This window comes from Streptomyces sp. NPDC096193 (assembly GCF_040302905.1).
Classification (GTDB): Bacteria; Actinomycetota; Actinomycetes; order Streptomycetales; family Streptomycetaceae; genus Streptomyces.
Window position 1 is genome coordinate 118,798 of sequence record NZ_JBEOSJ010000004.1, and the last position, 18,691, is coordinate 137,488.

At 68.6% G+C, this 18,691-nt stretch carries 16 protein-coding genes; 9 read left to right on the forward strand and 7 right to left on the reverse strand.

What is annotated here, in order from left to right; all coding sequences use genetic code 11:
- Positions 1-271 precede the first annotated feature (271 nt).
- The 3 genes from nadE to ABTX78_RS08300 all read right to left on the reverse strand — a co-directional run bounded on the left by nadE (position 272) and on the right by ABTX78_RS08300 (position 2,705).
- Positions 272-1,135 carry an NAD(+) synthase gene (gene nadE, locus ABTX78_RS08290; protein WP_352205997.1) on the reverse strand — a complete coding sequence of 288 codons (864 nt, stop codon included), beginning with the start codon at positions 1,133-1,135 and terminating at the stop codon, positions 272-274.
- Between the two features lie 150 nt (positions 1,136-1,285).
- The gene (locus ABTX78_RS08295) at positions 1,286-1,741 is read right to left on the reverse strand and encodes an acyl-CoA thioesterase (RefSeq protein WP_352205998.1); all 456 of its coding nucleotides are present in this window, start codon (positions 1,739-1,741) and stop codon (positions 1,286-1,288) included.
- Between the two features lie 412 nt (positions 1,742-2,153).
- The gene (locus tag ABTX78_RS08300) at positions 2,154-2,705 is read right to left on the reverse strand and encodes a DUF1707 SHOCT-like domain-containing protein (protein ID WP_352205999.1); all 552 of its coding nucleotides are present in this window, start codon (positions 2,703-2,705) and stop codon (positions 2,154-2,156) included.
- Between the two features lie 246 nt (positions 2,706-2,951).
- On the opposite strand from ABTX78_RS08300, the gene ABTX78_RS08305 reads away from it, so the two are divergent.
- From ABTX78_RS08305 to ABTX78_RS08325, 5 genes are all read left to right on the forward strand, one after another.
- Positions 2,952-3,788, forward strand: coding sequence for an alpha/beta fold hydrolase (locus tag ABTX78_RS08305; RefSeq protein WP_352206000.1), 837 nt, complete (start codon positions 2,952-2,954; stop codon positions 3,786-3,788).
- 159 nt (positions 3,789-3,947) lie between these two features.
- Entirely contained in the window at positions 3,948-4,394 is a 447-nt protein-coding gene (locus ABTX78_RS08310) for an ankyrin repeat domain-containing protein (protein ID WP_352206001.1), read from the forward strand.
- 252 nt (positions 4,395-4,646) lie between these two features.
- On the forward strand, positions 4,647-5,225 hold the full coding sequence (locus tag ABTX78_RS08315; RefSeq protein ID WP_352206002.1) for a snapalysin family zinc-dependent metalloprotease: 579 nt from the start codon (positions 4,647-4,649) through the stop codon (positions 5,223-5,225).
- Between the two features lie 604 nt (positions 5,226-5,829).
- A complete protein-coding gene (locus ABTX78_RS08320) occupies positions 5,830-8,871 on the forward strand; it encodes a 3-keto-alpha-glucoside-1,2-lyase-like domain-containing protein (RefSeq protein ID WP_352206003.1) in 3,042 nt (1,013 codons plus the stop codon).
- 287 nt (positions 8,872-9,158) lie between these two features.
- On the forward strand, positions 9,159-10,400 hold the full coding sequence (locus ABTX78_RS08325) for a cation:proton antiporter (protein ID WP_352206004.1): 1,242 nt from the start codon (positions 9,159-9,161) through the stop codon (positions 10,398-10,400).
- A 24-nt stretch (positions 10,401-10,424) separates the two neighbouring features.
- Here ABTX78_RS08325 and ABTX78_RS08330 read toward each other — a convergent pair whose 3' ends face one another.
- Positions 10,425-11,387: an SLAC1 family transporter gene (locus ABTX78_RS08330; protein WP_352206005.1), complete on the reverse strand. Its 963-nt coding sequence runs from the start codon at positions 11,385-11,387 to the stop codon at positions 10,425-10,427.
- Between the two features lie 275 nt (positions 11,388-11,662).
- Between ABTX78_RS08330 and ABTX78_RS08335 the strand changes: the two genes are divergently transcribed.
- Complete coding sequence (locus ABTX78_RS08335) at positions 11,663-13,948, forward strand: SpoIIE family protein phosphatase (RefSeq protein ID WP_352206006.1); 2,286 nt, start codon at positions 11,663-11,665, stop codon at positions 13,946-13,948.
- A 73-nt stretch (positions 13,949-14,021) separates the two neighbouring features.
- Here the strand turns inward: ABTX78_RS08335 and ABTX78_RS08340 are convergent, their stop codons facing one another.
- Together ABTX78_RS08340 and ABTX78_RS08345 are read right to left on the reverse strand one after the other, a co-directional pair.
- Positions 14,022-14,780 carry a TIGR03943 family putative permease subunit gene (locus ABTX78_RS08340; RefSeq protein WP_352206007.1) on the reverse strand — a complete coding sequence of 253 codons (759 nt, stop codon included), beginning with the start codon at positions 14,778-14,780 and terminating at the stop codon, positions 14,022-14,024.
- Entirely contained in the window at positions 14,777-15,688 is a 912-nt protein-coding gene (locus tag ABTX78_RS08345) for a permease (RefSeq protein WP_352206285.1), read from the reverse strand. Before ABTX78_RS08345 ends, ABTX78_RS08340 begins: the two co-directional genes overlap by 4 nt.
- A 506-nt stretch (positions 15,689-16,194) precedes the next feature.
- Here ABTX78_RS08345 and ABTX78_RS08350 point away from each other — a divergent pair.
- Positions 16,195-17,250, forward strand: a complete 1,056-nt coding sequence (locus tag ABTX78_RS08350; RefSeq protein WP_352206008.1) for a PP2C family protein-serine/threonine phosphatase — start codon at positions 16,195-16,197, stop codon at positions 17,248-17,250.
- 72 nt (positions 17,251-17,322) lie between these two features.
- Here the strand turns inward: ABTX78_RS08350 and ABTX78_RS08355 are convergent, their stop codons facing one another.
- Positions 17,323-17,499, reverse strand: coding sequence for a hypothetical protein (locus tag ABTX78_RS08355; protein ID WP_352206009.1), 177 nt, complete (start codon positions 17,497-17,499; stop codon positions 17,323-17,325).
- Between the two features lie 108 nt (positions 17,500-17,607).
- Here ABTX78_RS08355 and ABTX78_RS08360 point away from each other — a divergent pair, with 108 nt between their 5' ends.
- Complete coding sequence (locus ABTX78_RS08360; protein ID WP_352206010.1) at positions 17,608-18,156, forward strand: GNAT family N-acetyltransferase; 549 nt, start codon at positions 17,608-17,610, stop codon at positions 18,154-18,156.
- A 145-nt stretch (positions 18,157-18,301) separates the two neighbouring features.
- Positions 18,302-18,676 carry a hypothetical protein gene (locus tag ABTX78_RS08365; protein WP_352206011.1) on the forward strand — a complete coding sequence of 125 codons (375 nt, stop codon included), beginning with the start codon at positions 18,302-18,304 and terminating at the stop codon, positions 18,674-18,676.
- Positions 18,677-18,691 lie beyond the last annotated feature (15 nt).

Below are 18,691 nucleotides of genomic sequence, written 5' to 3' on the forward strand. Positions count from 1 at the left end.
GTCGAGCGCTTGTCCGTGGCCGCTCGTGTCCCGGGGACGGAGCAGGCCCGACGTTCTCGACATCCGAGGAGCACGATTCCCGAAAACATCTCGAGCTCGATTGTCATGACACCCGAAGGTCGGCTGACAAGGCCGTGCGGGCGCGCGGCGACGCGCAATGCCGCCACGAGGTCAGGGAGTTGCTCGGCCGGACGGGCGCGGTCAACTCGGCCCTCGCCTGACCGGGTGTCAGGCGAAGGCGCTCAACTCATCGTCAGGTCAACTGGGCGGCTCAACCGGCCGAGTCCTCGCTCGCGCCGGACTGAGGGCCGACGGGCAGCCGGCGCTTGTGATCGGTGAGGCGGTACCGGCTGACGATCGCCGCGAAGGTCCGCTCGTCCACCGGCTTGCCTTCCAAGAAGTCGTCGATGGCGTCGTACGAGACCCCGAGCGCGTCCTCGTCGGTCTTTCCCGGGTCGAGGGTCTCCAGGTCGGCGGTCGGGATCTTCCACACCAGTTCGGCGGGCGCGCCCAGCGCGTCGGCGACGGCACGCACCCGGCGCTTGGTCAGTCCGGACAGGGGGACCAGGTCGGCGGCGCCGTCGCCGAACTTGGTGAAGAACCCGGAGACCGCCTCGGCCGCGTGGTCCGTGCCGACGACCAGACCCTCGTGAGCGCCCGCCACCGCGTACTGTGCGATCATGCGCTGCCGGGCCTTGATGTTGCCGAGCACGAAGTCCTGGTGGTGGTCGTCGCGGAAGCTCACGTCAGCGGCCAGCGAGGCCGCGAGCGCCGCATCGCTCGCGGGCTTGATGTCGACGGTCAGCACATGGTCGGCGCGGATGAAGGACAGCGCGAGCTGGGCGTCGTGCTCGTCGGTCTGAACGCCGTAGGGCAGCCGCATCGCGTAGAACCGTGCCTCGTACCCGGCTTCCCGAACCCGTTCGACGGCGAGCTGGCACAGCCGACCGGCCGTCGTGGAGTCGACGCCGCCGCTGATGCCGAGCACCAGGGAGCGCAGGCCGGTGGTGGTCAGCTGCTCGGCGAGGAAGGCAACCCGGCGCTCGATCTCCCGCTCGGCATCGAAGGTCTCGCCGACCATGAGTTCTCGGGCGATCTCCTGCTGCAGGGCGTTGGACGCCGGCTGGCTGGTCACTTCTGCTCCTTGGTGCGGTTCACGATGCGCTGTCGCCGCCCCACCCTACAGAGGGCCTTTCGGCAGACCAGAGACCAGCGGCATGTCCCACGGACCCGGGCACAACCACCCACTGATCACGACATCACACATGCCCTCGTACAGGGCACGTCAGTTTTCCGGCCGGAGAATCCTCAACAGCAACTCCTGCGTCCGCTCGGTCCACGTGGTCGGTTTCAGCGTCTCGCGGTCGAGTCGGACCACGATTCGATGGCCGCGGGCGTAGGTGGTGGCGCCGTCGGCCGAGCAGACCCGGAATCCGTAGGTGAGCGAGCTTCGGCCCACACGTTCCACCCAGAGGTGGACGCCGTATCCGCCGGGACGCGTAATCGGCATGTCGAAGTTGACGTGCAGTTCCTTGGCGACGTTGTATCCGTCGTCGAGCAGGGCCCAGTCCCGGGCGAACGCGACCTGGTTCTCCTGCCAGTAGGCGACCCAGGCACGCTCGGCCAGAACGCCGTAGCGACTGTTGTGCAGCATCCCGAACGAGTCGAGATCGTCGAAGTACACCGCGAGGAGGCGCAAGACGCCGTACTCGGACGCGGATTCCTGAGATACGTCGCTCACGAGAGCCTTCTTTCCAGCATTGCCAATGTCGTTGGCCACCTTGCATACGTTGCACCGCTCGGTACATCAGCTGCCGCCCCGTACCTCAGGCAGCCACCGAACCAGCGGAACGTATCTGCACCGCGCTGCACCTTCTCACCAACACGTCACTGGGCAGACGGACACGACTCACGGCTCCAGGTGTATTGACCTGGAGTGTTGTTGGCGCGGCTGAACGGCGGAGGGCCGCCGGGTCCGGTGCGGCGTCCTGGAGGGGCCAGCCGGAACGTCCGTGCAGGCCGAGCCGGCCCTCGTCTTCCGGCGCCGCATCCCGTTGTGGGCCGTTGCTCGCGAGATGCCCATTCCGGCTGTGACCTGCGCGACGGGACGGCCGGACAGGACAGGCTCGATGGACAGCCGTCAGCCCCTCTTCTCAGCGGTACGCACGCCGAGCGTGGCGGATCTTCAACCGCCCGAACCCCATGGCCCCGGAGATCCGGATTGTCGGCCCGCCAGGGCCGGAGCGCCGCGGGGGCTTGTAGAGCGTGTCCTTCCACCCGGTGGTCAGCCCCTCGACTTCGACGATCGCGTCGCGAGGCACCGTGATCTTGGCCCTGCCGGTGCCGAGTTGCAGCTCGATGTCGATCACCGGGTCCTCGATGACGGCCCGGGACAGGTCCAGGTGCACTTTTCCGAAAGCGGACTCGACCTTGAGGATCCGAGGCACCCGCCAAGCCCCGCGCCGTTTGATCCGACCGCTCGCGGCGCCGATCGTGGCCGTCGTGGCCGCCTTCTCCGCCGGGAGCGACCCGAGGGCCGTCACGAGCTCGCTCCCGGTTGTGGCAATGAGCACCCGGCCGAGGCGTTCGTCCATCTCCTCGTGCGAGATGTGCCCTTCGGCGTATGCCTCTTGCAGGCGTTGCACGGCGGAGTCGCGGTCGTCTTCGACGATCAGTCGTGTCGGGTCCTCCGGTAGGGACGTCACCGTTCCAGCCTAGTGCGCCTTGGAGATACGAGGCCGTTCAGGTCCGTATCGGATGCCGGGCGTGCAAGGAGGAGGGTCGCCCCCTCACACACGCAGCCGAGGGATCGAGTCTCGGTCGATGCACTGCCCGAGCCTTCCTGCGAGCCCTGGGCGGTGCCGGACCCCCGGAACCTTGGCTGTGCCGGGGCCTCGGATCCGACATGATCCCTAACCTGGACCAGAGGCACAACGAGAGGAGCAACGCCCGTGAGTGAATGGCAGCTGACCGAGACATTCCGCAGCACCTCCGGCGACGTCCGCTGGGACCGCCTCGGACAACCCGGTCGGCAACCGGTAGTCCTCCTCCATGGCACACCCTTCTCCTCGTACGTATGGCGCGCTGTCGCCCGCTCCCTCGCCCGCCGTCATCAGGTGTTCGTGTGGGACATGCCCGGTTACGGGGCATCGGAGAAGTACACCGGGCAGGATGTCTCCCTCGCAGCCCAGGGCAGGGTCTTCACCGAACTCCTGGAGCACTGGGAACTGGAAGAACCGTTGGTGGTCGCCCACGACTTCGGCGGCGCGGTTTCCTTGCGGGCACATCTGCTGCACGGCGCCCGCTACCGCGCCCTCGCCCTGGTCGACCCGGTTGCCCTGACGCCGTGGGGGTCCCCGTTCTTCCGGCTCGTCGGCGAGCACTCCGACGTCTTCGAGCAGCTGCCGTCCGCGCTGCACCACGCGCTGCTGCGGGAGTACGTGAGTTCGGCCAGCAGCCGCGGGTTGCACCCGGCAGTCCGCGACCGGCTCGTCGAACCCTGGCTCGGCGAACTCGGCCAGCCCGCCTTCTATCGGCAGATCGCCCAGGCCGACCAGCTCCACACCGAAGAGGTGCAGGACCGGTACGGCGAGATCGCCATCCCGACACTGGTGTGCTGGGGCCACGACGACACCTGGATTCCCGTGGCGAAGGGACGCGAGCTCGCCGCCCGCATCCCGGACGCCCGATTCGAGCCGATCGCCGGCGCGGGCCACCTCGTCCAAGAGGACGCGCCCGCCGAACTCACAGCCGCTCTTGTCGACTTCCTCGCCCGGTCCGACCGGTAGCTCCGACGCCGGTATGCGTTGGTCGGGCCGATGTTGTGTGTGCGGCAAAACGCCCCGGTCGAACAGCTCCGATCAGGGTGTCCGACGGGGAAGACGCGGAAGGGCTGCCACTCCCCCAGGTGCGCGGCCTCCGCGAGATCCGTCCTGTTAGCGTTCGCCGTGGAGAATTACTGGACGCCCGCCCACCAGGCTGTCGAACTCGAAGACACCGAAACCTTGGCACGGCTACTGGCCGACGGGGGCGACCCCGATGAAGTGTTCAGCACCATGACGCTGCTGACGCATGCGCTGGACGCTGAAGGTGACGGCGCCTTGCAGAGGGGGAAGCCGCCGACCATCCACACCACAGCCGTTCTCTTGGCGTTCGGTGCCGACCCGGAGTCGCCTGACCCCGACGGCCGCACCCCCATGGACGTGGCCGTGACCTACAACCACGACGTAGCAGTGAAGTTGCTGCAGGCGCACATCGGCCGACGAGCTTGCCCCTGCAATGGCTCAGTCCTCATGCGGGCCTTGCGGTGGGTCGTGCGACGCCCGAGTCAGCGTGGTCGCCCCCAGCAGGGGTCCCGCATCCACAGCTCCGACGCACGCCTACCGCCCGGGTGACCGTGGAGGGCTGGGAGCCGGAGCCGTACACACGAAGGGTTCGGGCGAGCCGGGCGAGGGCGACGTCGGCAACTCACCGACCCGCAGGCGTACTTGACAGGGGCATGGCCAGTACGCGGTGATGGGCACGTTCCGAATCCCCCGGGAGATTTCGGCAACTGCCCGCCGGGCTCCGTCCGTCTGCAGTCGCCCGCCCTCTCCCGCACTTTCGGTTCCGTACGGAGCCGAGCCCCCACGAGTGAAGGGACAGCAATGCCGCACTCCTTATGGTTGAAAGCCGCCGGCGCCACCGCTGTGATCACCCTGATCACAGCACCGACGGCGAACGCCTCGTCCGCACACGGGAAGGCCGAGTCGAAGAACTCGGCAGCGACCGTGACACTCCGCTACGACGACAGCCGTGCGGCCGGCTGGGAGGCGGCGATCGCCGCCGGAGTCGCCGCGTGGAACTCGAACGTCGACAACGTGAAACTGGTCGAGGCCGCGCCGGGAACACGGGCCGAGATCCAGATCGTGGCCACGAGCGGCTGGCCGCAGGCGACACTCGGACCGGTCCGTCCGGGTGGTCAGGCCCGTGTCGAACTCGGCAGCCAGGCAGTCACCCAGGGCCATGACAAGACCCGTATCGCAGCCCACGAGATAGGCCACAACCTGGGCCTGCCCGACACCAAGCCCGGCCCGTGCTCCCAGTTGATGTCGGGTTCAAGCGCGGGCACCAGCTGCAGGAACGCGGTTCCGAACGCGGCTGAGCAGGCCCGCGTGGAATCCGCCTACGCCAACGGCGTCGTGAGCACCCCGGCCAACGGACGCATCCTGGTGGACGCGCCGTAGCCGGTAGGACGATCACAGGGCGAGGTGCCCGACCCCCGGTTCGCCGATCAGGCACCTCGCCTGCGCCGATGCCGCGTTGTCGCGTTGCGCGACGGGACAGATCAATGGGCCGCCCGTCGGCGGATTCCGCCGGCGCGACGCCGCCGCCGCACCGCCTGTCGCCCGGGGCTTCGGGCCGGGCCAAGGCGCCGAGCGCGGACAGGGACAGGGATCGAAGACCTTGCCCGGTCACGCCCGATGGCCTCGCGGCGGGCTCGGGGGCAACGGCTGACGGTGCTTGACCTACTGCCGGGCAGGACGGACGCCGGTCCGCCCCCACAAGGATGACCGTCCCACGCCGCGAGCCCCTTCGGGTGGCCGTCGGCCTCGGAAGCCACATGCGCACAAGGAGCCGTCCTGGTCAACACCAGGCGAGTTTCCACTCGTTGAGGACAAAGTATGGACGGTTCGAGGTGCCCTTCGTACGCTGGGCGTCGATTTCGCACGGAAGTCTGCGTGCCTCACGGCGGAATGCCGCCGCAGCACCCGTACGCGGACGCACACCACTCCGCGTCCGAGGCCTGCCCCCGGACGCGCCGCTTCGCAGCGCCCAGCAGGAGGAAGAGTGACGCCACGCAAGGCCCCGAACCTCCGCACCATTCGCCGTAGACCACGCAGAATCACCGGGCTGCTCCTCGCCGCCCTTCTCACCGGCGGCCTCGCGGCCCCCGTCGCCGACGCGGACGAGAAGCCCTCTCCGAGCGAGAGGCCCTTCGCGGACTTACCGCCCCAGGAACCCGGCGTCACCCTCCGCGTCTTCGACGTCCAGTCCCCGCTGAGCAAGCTCTGCGATCTCAAACCGGCCCAGACCCCCAATGTCGACAAGCTGATCCCCACCGTCGACTGGTCCTCCACCGAGGGCTTCGGCTTCACCGACAACTTCGTGTCGCAGATCCTCGGCAACATCAACGTCCCCGCAGACGGCACGTACGCCTTCCGGTTGATCAGCGACGACGGCTCCCGCCTGCTCATCGGCGACAAGAAGGTCGTCGACCACGACGGGTTGCACGGTGCCGAGCCCAAGGACGGCGAGTTGGCCCTGACACCCGGCTACCACGCCCTGCATATCGACCACTTCGACCGCGGCGGCGATCAGCAGGTCACTCTGCAGTGGAAGCCGCCGGGCGCCGCCGCATTCACCCTGGTGCCGAACTCCGTACTCAGCACCGACGCCGGCGTCGTCCGTGTCACTGCTCCCGGCCGCAAGGAGTGCGAGGGCAGCTACGACACCCCCGGCGACGGGCTCCCGTTGAACTCCGTCAACCCCGGCTACACCCTCACCGATCTGCGCCCCGAGGGCTTCGAGCCGCAAGTCTCGGCGATGGACTGGCTGCCGGACGGCCGGCTCGCCGTGACGACGTGGGGCGGCAGCACCAAGACGGAGGGCGAGGTGTACGTCCTCGACAACGTCACCGGTGACACGGGCCCGGAGAAGGTCACCTTCAAGAAGATCGCCGGCGGCCTCAAGGAGCCGATGGGGATCACGTACGTCGACGGAAAGCTGTACGTCTCGGAGAAACACCAGCTCACCGAACTCTCCGACATCGAGGGCGACAACGCGGCGGACGAGATCCGAAAGATCTCCGAGTGGCCGTACGGAGGGAACTTCCACGAGTTCGCCTTCGGCCTGCTCTACGAGAAGGGAGACTTCTATCTGAACCTCTCCGTCGCCATCAACTACGGCGGCGCGACCACCGATCCGCAGCCTGCCGCCAACCGTGGCACCACCATCAAGGTGAACAAGAAGACCGGAAAGGTGAGCTACCTGGCCGGCGGCCTCCGTACGCCGAACGGGATCGGGCGGGGCCCGCAGAACGAGCTGTTCGTCACCGACAACCAGGGCGGCTGGCTGCCCGCCTCCAAGCTGGTCCACGTCGAGCAGGACCGCTTCTTCAACCACTACACCAACCCGGACGGCCCGTTCGACGACCGCACGATCAGCAAGCCGGTGCTCTGGCTCCCGCAGAACGAGATCGCCAACTCCCCGAGCACACCGATGCTGTTGAAGAAGGGGCCCTTCGCCGGGCAGATGGTCTTCGGCGACGTCACCTACGGCGGACTCCAGCGCGCGGACCTGGAGAAGGTGGACGGCGAGTACCAGGGCGCCGTGTTCCGGCACACGCAGGGTCTGGAGGCCGGCATCACCCGCGTCAGCACCGGACCGGACGGTGCCATCTACGCCGGTGGCCTCGGCGCCGACGGGAACTGGGGCCAGGAAGGCAAACTCCGCTTCGGCCTGCAGAAGCTCACGCCGAACGGCAAAACCGCTTTCGACATCAAGACCATGCGCGCCACCCGCGACGGCTTCGACCTCACCTACACCAAACCCCTGTCGAAGGAGACCGCTGCCAGGCTGACGAACGGCGCCTACTCCGTCGAGCAGTGGCGCTATGTCCCCACCCCGGCGTACGGGGGACCCAAGGTCGACGAGGAGGTGCTCCCCGTCACGGCCGCCCGGCTCTCCGACGACCGTCGAACCGTCCGGCTCACCATCCCCGGCCTCAAGACCGACCGGGTGGTGCACGTGCGCTCGCCGCGTCCCTTCGCCTCGGACGCCGGTGAGCAACTCTGGTCCACCGAGGCCTGGTACACGCTGAACGCGCGCCCCGGTCCCGAGCAGCCCATCACCTCCTACGACGCGGAATCGGCGCGCCTGTCCGGCGGGGCCGACATCGACACCGAGCACGCCGGCTACACCGGCGGTGGCTTCGTCGACGGCTTCAGCACGCAGGGAGCCACGGCCACCTTCGAGGTCGAGGCGCCCGCGAAGGGCAGCTACGACGTGGGACTGCGGTACGCCAACGGCCCGCACCCCTTCACCGGCACCAAGACCCTCGGTGTCAGCGTCAACGGCGGCCAGGCACAGCAGACCGGCCTCCCCTTCACGGGCGCCTGGAACCGCTGGTCCACCAAGACCGAGCGGCTCGCCCTGCGCAAGGGCCGCAATACCATCACCTACAGCTATCGGGCCGAAGACACCGGTCACGTCAACCTCGACATGATCGAGGTGCGCAGACCCGGCAGCCGTATCGACCTCTTCTCCGGCGGCAGCGTCTCCACCGCCTGGCAGCACACCGACGGGCGCAGCGCCGACTGGCCGCACACGGCCGACAAATCCATCGAGGTCTGCTGCGGCGACATCCGCACCAAGCAGGCGTTCGGCGACTTCAAACTGCACGCCGAGTTCCGGGTGCCCAAGCTGCCGGACGACGTCACCGGGCAGGACCGCGGCAACAGCGGCATCTATCTCCAGGAGCGGTACGAGGTCCAGATCCTGGACTCCTTCGGAGTGGAGAAACTCGCCGCGAACGAGGCCGCGTCCATCTACAACAAGAAGGCGGCCGACCTCAACGCCTCCACCGCACCCGAGACCTGGCAGACGTACGACATCGTCTTCCGCGCGGCCCGTTTCGACGCCGCGGGCAAGAAGACCGATGACGCCAGGATCACGGTCGTGTGGAACGGCAAGAAGGTGCACGACAACGTGGCGGTGGACGGCCCGACCGGCGCGGGCGACGCGGAATCGGCGGCGGCGGGAGCGATCAGGCTCCAGGACCACGGCAACAAGGTCCGCTTCAGGAACATCTGGGTCGAGCCGCTGGACTGACACCCGGGATGTGCCCCGGCAGTGCATGAGCCTCGGCCATAGCCTGGCTCTGACGGCCCGAACTCGTGCGGCTCCCCGCACCCCGCCCAGCGGGGTGCGGGGAGCCGCACGCGACGACGAACGCCCCGGACCGTACGGTGCAGCCGAATTCTCGCCGTCGAGTTCATGCCCGCACCCGCCCACCGAAGTCGACGCATTCCTCCGCAGCGTCGTCAATGGCTCCGTGCCCCGCCCCGCCTAAGCTTTTGCGAGTCCCGGGGGGACGCGCAGAGGAGGAAGCGGGTGGCATGCTTGCCGTCGCGGTCATTGCCGGAATTCTGTTCGTGTGGGCGCTTCTCGCCCACCGGCTGTCGCGATGGAGCATCACCGCACCCATCGCGATGATGTGCGCGGGAATCGCGCTGACGGCCGGCTCGCATCCCCCGCTGCGGTTCGACCTCGACACCGCCGTGTTCGAGCACGCGGTGGAGGTCGTTCTGGCCCTGCTGCTCTTCGTGGACGCCATCGAGGTTCCCGGGGGAATCCTCGGACGGGAGAAAGGGCTCGTCCTCCGTCTGCTCGGCGGTGCGCTGCCGCTCACGCTGGGCGCCGCGTTTCTGGCCGGGTATCTGATCTTTCCCGATCAGTCGGGCTGGCTGCTGGCGGTTCTGGCCACCGTCGTCGTCCCGCTCGACCTGGCCCCCACCGCCGCCATCGTCCGGGACACCCGCATCCCGGCGCGGCTGCGCGAGGTGCTCAACGTCGAAGGAGGCCTCAACGACGGCATCGCCTCGCCGGTCTTCCTGCTCTGCGTCGCCGTTGCCGCCGAATCCCACGGCTCACACGCCGACTACGCGGACGCGCTGCTGCAAGCGGTCGAAGCGGCCGGCTGGGCGCTGGCGGCGGGCCTGGTCGTCGGCGGTGCCGCAGGGTGGCTGCTGCGTACGTCCTGGTCGCACGGGTGGACACACCCCTCGGCCACGAGATTGGGCGTGCTCGCCGTCCCGGTGGCGGCGTACAGCCTCTCCGGCGCGGTTGGAGGGAACGGGTTCGTCGCCTCGTTCGTCGCCGGTGTGTTCTTCGCCCCGGCGATGCGGTGGCTCCCGGAGAGTGCGGCGGCCATGACCGACGACCTCGTCGCGCTCATGACCCTGGCGCTCTGGTTCCTGTTCGGGCAGCTCGTCAACAATGCTTTCTGGGACGGCTTCCAGGCTTCGGTGATTCTGTACGCGCTCCTCGTCGTCACCCTCGTCCGCATGCTCCCCGTACTGCTCGTGCTCACCGGGAGCGGGTTGAAGCAGTCGGACAAACTGTTCCTCGGCTGGATGGGCCCACGCGGCGTGACATCGATCGTGTTCGGGTCGCTCGCGGTCATCGATCTGCCCGGCGAACAGGCGGACTTCATCGTCCGCATCATGGTGATGACCGTGATGCTCAGCATCGTGCTGCACGGGCTGAGCACCGAGCCGATCGCGCGCTTGTACGCCCGGCGCACCGGCGCAGCCCAGTCCGAGAAGCATGCGGAAGCACAGCCCGGCCACGGCCCGTGACGGGCGGGGCGGACGTGCGGGCGGTCAGGTTCGGCTGTCCGGAAGCAGGCTGCGCACCGTCGCCGCGGCGATCGCGAGCACGATGACGGTGGCCAGGCACACGATCGCCCAGGCCAGCTGTCGCCGGCCGTCGAAGGTCGCTTCGCCGAGCCAGTGGAGCCCGTAGTTGGCCGAAGCCGAGACGGGAAAGGTGAAGTTCCAGAAATTCAGATCGAAGGGAAGATTGATGTACACCCTGAAGAGGGCGATCTGGATGAGCACCATCATGATGAATATGCCGAAGAAGGCGAGCTGGAGGGGGCCTACGGGCCCGGGGTACGCAAAGAACGTCGCGATCCCTCCCGTCGCAGGCGGGGCCAGCAGCACGGAGAGCGAAGGGATGACCGGCCCGGGGAGAGGGCCGGCGGTGATGAGCCGAGCGGTGATGACGCCGCCGATGAGGACCCAGAAGAAGATGCCGACCCCCAGAGCCGTCCTCGCAGCCGGAATGGCCTGAACGCTGGAGAGGCCGAGGCTGGCGATGAACGGCCCCGCCACCAGCGGGAGAAAGTACCCGGGATGCAGTTGCTTGAAGGTCAGGTGCCCGGTCAGCCAGTGCGCGAACAGCTGGGCGGCCACTGTCGCCAGTGCGGCAACGAGAATCCAGCAGACAACTCTCGCCGCTCGGAGAGGCATGTACTGACCGAAGTGCACGATCAGCAGGATCCCGACAACCGGCAGGAATGCGGCCCCGGCTCCGGAGACCGCGCTTTCTCTGTCGTCCCGGAACTCGCGGGTGTTGCGCAGCCTCTCGCCGATGTAGACGGTGGAGAACAGGATCCACAGGACCGCGGCGATCGAGAAGAAGGTGTCGTCGACCCACTCGGGCGCCTTCAGCATCGTAGCCGCTACCGCCCATGCGCCGCCGAGGCCGGCAAATCCCAGAGGAATGGCAAAGTGGGGAAGACTGACCAGTCTTTTCGCTGAGGACTGCGCGATCGAACTCATGGCACCCGGTCCTGCATTGACGGTGTGGATGCGGTGATGTGGGTGCTGTCCGACTGAGGGGACCAGAGGCGCACCCGGGCACGATTGCAGACCCGACAACTTTACTCGGCTGCGCATGACCCCGCGCGGTGGCCGGATCGTCGGCGGGTGGCGGTGGGCGACGGCCGGTTGCCGACACCGCGCTCCCCCGTCAAGCTGGAAAGTGTGCCGCACAGCCGGATCGCTGCCGCGTGGCGGGAGGAGCCGGCAGGGTTGTGCGAGGGGAGGTGCCGCCGATGGCACACGAGAGTTCGTTCACTCTGGACGACAGCGGGAACGTCTCCAGCTGGCGTGACCCGACGGGCAGGTGTCCTGCCCTCTCCGCCGACCCGGTGGGACAACCCGCAGGCCGCCTTCTCGCCGATCTCCTGGACCGTCTGACGGCGGAGGGCGATGCGCCGGCGCCGGCCGTACTGCTGCTCAGCGTCGGCCGCGACGGCACGGAGACCGTCGTCGACATCCGCGGCACAGCCCCCAGCCTCCGGGCGGCGCACATCGAAGCGGTCTTCGACTACTCGGCATTCGAGCAGTCCACCGCCGGGCTGGAGATCTACGACACGGAGCTTCGCGTCCTGCGCAGCAACGCCGCGGCCCTGGCCATGCGCGGGCGGCCGGCCTCCGACGTACTCCAGCACCGCGTCGCGGACCTCGGCTCGCGCCTCCCCCTGGCCGCGGTTCTCCGGCAGGCGCTGGACGGCAGCGAACCAGCTGTCCAGGGCAGGGTCGACGGGCAGGACGCTCAGCATCGGCCCCGTGTCTTCGCCGTCACCGCGTTTCGGCTCCAGGACGCTCGGCAGACCATCGGCGTCGGAGCCGTGATCCACGACGTCACCGATCCCGAACGCGACCGGACGGCGGCGCACCTTCTCGCCCGGGCGCACGCAGAGATCGGCACCACACTCGACGCGATGCGGACAGCGCAGGAACTCGCCGCCGTCGCCACACGGGATTTCGCCGACGCCGTCTCGGTCGACCTCATCGACGCGGTTCTGCAGGGAGCCGAGGCTCCGGCGACGCCGGTCGGCACGGATGTGCCCATGCGCCGGGCCGCCTTCGAGGCGCCGGGCGAGCTGCAACCCGTCTACTCCGTCGGCGAGATGAGTTACTTCGTGTCCCCGACCCCTTACACGCAGGTGATGGCCGACCTCAGACCCCGGCTGATGGACCCGCGCACGTCGCCGTCCGACTGGCTCATGCACGACGCCGCTCGGGCAGGCGCCCTGAGAAAGGCCAGGGTCCATTCGATGATCGTGCTGCCTCTGTCCTCCCAGGGGCGTCTCCTGGGGCTGGTCAGCCTCTACCGAGGACCACGCCACCCCATCCCGTTCGACACCCTCGATGTGGGCCTCGCCGAGCAGGTGAGCGCCAAGGCTTGCGTGCACATCGAGAACGCGCGCGGCTACATCAGGGAGCACACCACCGCCGTCGCGCTTCAGCGGAGCCTGCTCCCGCGAGCATTCCCGGAGCTCTCGGGGGTGACGACGGCACACTTCTACACACCCGGATCCCGGCAGACGGTCTGGTTCGATGTCATCGCGCTGTCCGGAGCCCGTGTCGGTCTGGCCATCGGACAGGTGCCGCAGCAGGGACTCGACGCGTCCGTGACCATGGGCCGATTCCGTACGGCCCTGGACACATTGGCCGCACTCGACCTGCCGCCCCACGAGCTGCTGGCCCATCTGGACGATGCCACCGGTCGCATCCTCCCCGCCGTCGCTCGTCCGCAGCCGGGGGTACGGCCCGCCGGCGTGGAATCCCCCCGTTGTCTGTATGCCGTCTACGACCCCGTGACCGGGGAACTCTCCGTTGCTTCGGCCGGCTGGCCCGCGCCGCTTGTGACATCCGCCGACGGTGACGTGACCGCCGTGGACGTACCGGTCGGTCCCCCACTCGGACAGGGTGCGAGCTACGACATGAGCCGGGTGACCCTGGCTCCTGAGAGCATGCTGACCCTCTACTCACAGTCGCTCCTGGAGCCCGGCGCCCGCGCGGAGGAGCATATGGCCCAGCTGCGCGAGGCCGCCGCCCGTGCGGCCCACGATCCCAGAGCAACCTGCGACAGCATTGTTCACAGCCTGCTGGGGCAGCAACCGGACGACGGGGCTGCCGTGCTGGCGGTCCTCACCCATCGCCTTCCTGCCGACTCCGTCGCCACCTGGACAGGCAGCAGGGAGCCCGCCGCGGTAGCCGAGTCCAGGGACAAGGCCGGTCACCAGCTGGAGGAGTGGGGACTCGCAGCCCATGCGTTCACGACAGAGATGATCGTCAGTGAGCTGGTGACCAATGTGATCCGCCACGCCAGCGGCAACCCGACGGTCCGTCTCATACGCGACCGCTCGCTGACGATCGAAGTCTCCGACGAGGCAGCCACAGCACCCCATCTGCGTCACGCCCGGGCACAGGACGAGAACGGCCGGGGCCTGCTGATCATCGCAGCGCTCGCTCGACGATGGGGAACGCGCTACACACCCCACGGAAAGATCATCTGGGTCGAGGAGGCGCTCGACGAGGACGAGGCGTAGCAGCCTCCTGCGTGTGCACGGGTTCCGGCGCGCCGGTACGACAGGACGGCCGTGTCCGTCGAGCGGACCACCGCTACCCCGGCCCGGGAACCGGCGCGCGGTCGAGATACGGAGTCGACGGGGGGGAGACCCGTTTCAGCGAGGTCACGTCGAGTGCGAGTGCGGCGGTACGGGTGCCCAGCTCGCCCACCGGGTGCCAGGTGCCGGACACCTCGACCCAGGTGTCGGCGGGCGGCGCCTGCACTCCGTGCATCGTCACGCTCAACGACTGGGAATCGGCCGCGCAGCAGGCGACCTGCAACCGGGTGAGACCCCACGTACCGTCCTTGCGGGGCGTGACGAAACCGGACAACAGGACGGTACGCCCCTGGAGGCTTTTCCTGTCGTCCTGTTGGGCCCGGGCGATGAACTCGGTCAGCGACAGCGGTGCCGCTCCCGCGGGCAGCCGCTCGAACCGTTCGTAGTGCTCCACCACCATCGGGCTGGTCCGGGCAGCGGTGTACGAACCGAGCGCGGCAGGTGCGAAGAACAGCAGGGCGAGTGCCGGCGGAAGCAACAGCCAGGACGTGAGCGGGCCCCTCGCGTGATCGTGCCCGTCCGACGGCGCGCCATCACTCTGCTGTCCGGTCTCCGCGCGTTGCCGTGCGGCGAACGGCAGTACGTCGCGCAGCACACCGAGCAGTCCGACGAGAACCAGGACGAAGCCGGTGATGACGAGATAGGGCCGCAGTCCTTCCTTCACGTAGCGCAGACACAGGTCGCTGAACAACGACGCCCGCAGTACGGCTGCGCCGGTGATGAGCAGCAGTAGGGATTGGGCCTTTCGGTTCACAGCACCCACCAACCCGTCAGAGCGCTGAAGGCCACTGCCGCCACCGCGGTCACCGCGGAGAACCGCAGCGCGAAGGCCCGGCCGAATGTGCCCGCCTGCAAGGCGATCAGCTTGAGGTCGACCATGGGGCCGACGACCATGAACGCGAGCCGGGCCGTCGGGGAGAAGCCTGTCAGCGAGGCGGCGACGAAGGCGTCGGCCTCGGAGCAGACAGCGAGGACGATCGCCAGCACGGCGAGGAAGAGTACGGACAACCAGGGCGAGTCGGCGAAGGTGTCCAGCACCGACCGCGGCACGGTGACATTGAAGGCCGCGGCAGCCATGGCGCCGAGGACGAGGAACCCGCCGGCGTGCAGGAAGTCGTGCTGGAATCCGAGGCGGAACTCCTCCCATCTGCCGTGCCCGGGCTGATGACCACTGTGCCGGGAGGGCATCCGCAGCCACTGTGTGCGGCCGAACCTCAGCCACAGCCAGCCCATCGCCGCCGACGTGGCCAGCGAAGCGACAAGACGGGCCGCGACCATTTCGGGGGCGCCCGGGAACGCGACGGCGGTGGAGACCAGCACGATGGGGTTGACCGCCGGGGCCGACAGGAGAAAGGCGAAGGCGGCTGCCGGTGTGACCCCGCGCCGGATGAGGCTTCCCGCGACCGGCACGGAGGCACATTCGCAGCCCGGCAGCACCGTCCCCGCCACGCTCGCCACGGGTACCGCGAGCGCGGGATTGCGCGGCAGCATGCGGCTGAACACGCTCGCCGGCACGAAGGCGTTGACCGCCCCGGAGATCAGCGTGCCGAGCAGGAGGAACGGCAAGGCCTGCACGGTGATCGCGACGAAGATGGTCGACCAGGCCTGGAAGCCCGGATGCGTCAGCCACTGCGTACCGCCCAGCACCCATCCGAGTGCCATGAGCAGGGACATCGACAGCACGCCGACGGCGACCGAGACGACGATGTCGTACGCATGGTGCTCGGCGGCGTCGTCCGGGTCTGTTTGCGGCTGCTGGGACAGCTCCGTCTGTGGCACCTGCGCTCCGGTCTCCAGGACAAGAAGGTCAGGATAGCCAGCGGGCCGGGACTGTCTTCGGCGGCCTCCGCACGGGCTCCGGGAAGGATGATCACTCCGTCCCGGCACGCCCTCGACGCCCTTAGGTGTGGGACATCCGAGTGACGCCGCCCTTCCCTCACGTACAACCACCGGCCATGGGATACGGATGTCTCGGCGCCCTCGGTGCTCCGCTGCTCCGGCGTGAAGTCTCGGCTCGGACCGGTTCCGGACCGTGCGGGCAGGACCGTGGGCGCTGTCACGACGTCGGCCGGAGGGCAGGAGCAACGGTGCGCGCCTCGAACGATTCTGATGCACCGGATGCGGTGAAGAGCCGCGGCTCGCGCCCGGCCCCGCTCCCCTGGCGAGTCGTGGTGTTCTGGCTGGTCGGTGTCACGGTGGTCCTGGCGCTGACAGGCCTGGTCCTCGGCAGGGAGACCAGGCTGGCTCCCTTTCTCGTCGTGCTGCCGGCGTTGTTCGCCGGAAGGGCAACTGTCCGGCAGACCGTGTTCGCGTCCGTCTGGGTCAACGTCGTCATCGTCGCCTCCCTCATCGACACGCCGCTCGACACCCTCGCGGCGGACGTGGGAGTGGTCGTCTTCGCGCTCGTGTTCACCAGCCTGAGTGTTGCCGGAGCGGCCCAGCGCGCCCGCAGGGAGGGCGAGATCGCCCGGCTGCGTTCCGCCGCGGCCGCTCTGCAGCGCCAGATCCTGCGCCCGTTTCCCCTGCTGACCGACAACTTGCTCGTCCAGGGCCTGTACGAGCCGGTGGAGGAGGACAGCCGGGTCGGGGGCGACATCTACGAGGTCGTGGACTCGCCGTACGGGAGCCGTGTGTTCATCGCCGATGTCCAGGGGAAGGGTCTGTCCGCGATCAGCGCGGCCTTCGCCGTGCTGACGGCCTTCCGGGAGTCCGCGGTCTCGGCGCCCACGCTCACGGCGGTGGTGGACGCTCTCGAGAACTCGGTGCTGCGGCACAACTCCTTCGCCGCACAGGCGGGAGAACGAGAACGCTTCGTCACGGCCCTCGTCCTCGGCATCGGTTCCGGACCGGAAGCCCAGGCGATCAACTGTGGTCACGTCGAGCCCTACATTCTGCACGGTGATCAGGCAGGACCTGCACTGCGCCGCGAACCGTCGGTTCCGCTGGGTCTGGCGTCGCTGACTCCGGAGCCACGCACAGTGGAGTGGTTCGACTTCCCGCCCGGCTCCACTCTGCTGCTCTGTACGGACGGCGTCACCGAAGCCCGCAACGCCGCGGGCGCCTTCTATCCGCTGGAGGACCGGGTGACCCGTTGGGGCGAGGTGGCTCCCCGCGACATCGGGGCGACGCTGCACCGGGAGCTGCAACAGCACACCGGTGGCAGGCCGTCCGACGACACGGCGGTCCTGGTCCTTAGGAGGAGAGCCGACACCGCTTCGGACTGATCTCTCGGAGGGATACCGGTGTGAGTGCCCCGGACCGTTGGGGCGGCTGCCGCGGCCGTTCTCCAGGGGTGGTCACCTCTTGATCAGTTCCTCGCTCGGCTCCCGGAGCCGCCGCGCGGACCGGGTGTCGATGGCGTGCGGGACGACGTCGGCCGGGGGTGCCTTCTCGGCGCCGGTGAGGGGCTGCGGGTCGTGTCCAGTTTTCGAGATGTCGTTGTCCTTGAGGTACACGCCGCCGATTCCCTCCATGTGGTGGGGTGGGCGAGTCACCGCTGCGCTACCGCAGCCGTGCCCGCGGCCAGGCGGTTGCCGCGCGGTCCGATGAGCCGTTGACGGCACAGCCCATAACGTTGGTCCATGCCCACGCCGCCGTCACGGATTGAACTACGCCCACTCACGCTCATTGACCAGGAGGAGTTCTGCACGCTCGTAGGGGCCAGCTCGGAGTTGCACCGGCCATGGATGCAACTGCCCTCTACCGCCCAGGATTTCCGGGCCTGGATGCGCCGCTTCGAGGACGGCACCAACCAGGGCTTTCTGGTCCGTGTCCGGGAGACCGGTGCGGCCGCCGGCATGGTGAACATCAACTCGATCATCCGGGGCCGTTACCAGGGCGCGTCTCTCGGCTATGCGGCCTTCGCCCCGTCCGCAGGGCACGGCTACATGACCGAGGGGCTCAACGCCACTGTGCAGCACGCCTTCACCGACCTGCGGCTCCACCGGCTGGAGGCCAACATTCAGCCGGCGAACACGGCGTCCCTCGCCGTGGTCCGTCGGCTGGGCTTCCGCTACGAGGGACTTTCGCCCGACTACCTCTACATCGACGGGGGCTGGCGGGATCACGAACGCTGGGCCATCAGCGCACCGGCCCCCTGGACAGCCGATCCGTCCCTTCCCGAGGTCTGAGTCGTTCGGCGCGGCTGATGAAGCACGCCCCAGGACGGAGAGGAATTCGTTCGAGACATCGTTCGAGATCGTGACACCATGCACGGCATGACGACGAACCGAAAGGCCGATGCCGCGTAGCCGGCCCGCACCCCTTCGGACAGGTATGTCCCACCACAGGCCTCCGGCGGCACGCCCGGTCATCGACGGCCTGTCCTCGCGTGCACTGTCCGAGATCGCCTCACTGGAGCGCACCCGCAACTATCTCCAACCAGGAGACGTCACCGCGGCCGTGCGCCTGTGGAAGGACTACGTCCACCGTCCGGAGCGCGATTTGTGGCACGACTACGAGTGGGGCAACGTGCACGCGTACTGCTGCCCCGATCCTCTCGAAGCCCGCTCTCTTCTCGACACCGTGATGCAGGCCCTGACACCTCGAAGCGCCCGTGAACTCCGGCGCGTCATCAGCCGGTCGGACGCCGTCCGGAACAGACGGTCTCCGCCGTACGACCCGGACCCGGGCGGCAGAGCGACTCGGTGACGGTCCCGGACGCAG

Bases quoted from the DNA above. Each gene is read 5' to 3' on its own strand.
- ABTX78_RS08315 (WP_352206002.1), top strand. From the start codon at position 4,647: ATGCCGCACTCCTTATGGTTGAAAGCCGCCGGCGCCACCGCTGTGATC.
- ABTX78_RS08325 (WP_352206004.1), top strand. From the start codon at position 9,159: ATGCTTGCCGTCGCGGTCATTGCCGGAATTCTGTTCGTGTGGGCGCTT.
- ABTX78_RS08330 (WP_352206005.1), bottom strand. From the start codon at position 11,387: ATGAGTTCGATCGCGCAGTCCTCAGCGAAAAGACTGGTCAGTCTTCCC.
- ABTX78_RS08335 (WP_352206006.1), top strand. From the start codon at position 11,663: ATGGCACACGAGAGTTCGTTCACTCTGGACGACAGCGGGAACGTCTCC.
- ABTX78_RS08345 (WP_352206285.1), bottom strand. From the start codon at position 15,688: ATGGCACTCGGATGGGTGCTGGGCGGTACGCAGTGGCTGACGCATCCG.
- ABTX78_RS08355 (WP_352206009.1), bottom strand. From the start codon at position 17,499: ATGGAGGGAATCGGCGGCGTGTACCTCAAGGACAACGACATCTCGAAA.
- ABTX78_RS08360 (WP_352206010.1), top strand. From the start codon at position 17,608: ATGCCCACGCCGCCGTCACGGATTGAACTACGCCCACTCACGCTCATT.
- ABTX78_RS08365 (WP_352206011.1), top strand. From the start codon at position 18,302: ATGTCCCACCACAGGCCTCCGGCGGCACGCCCGGTCATCGACGGCCTG.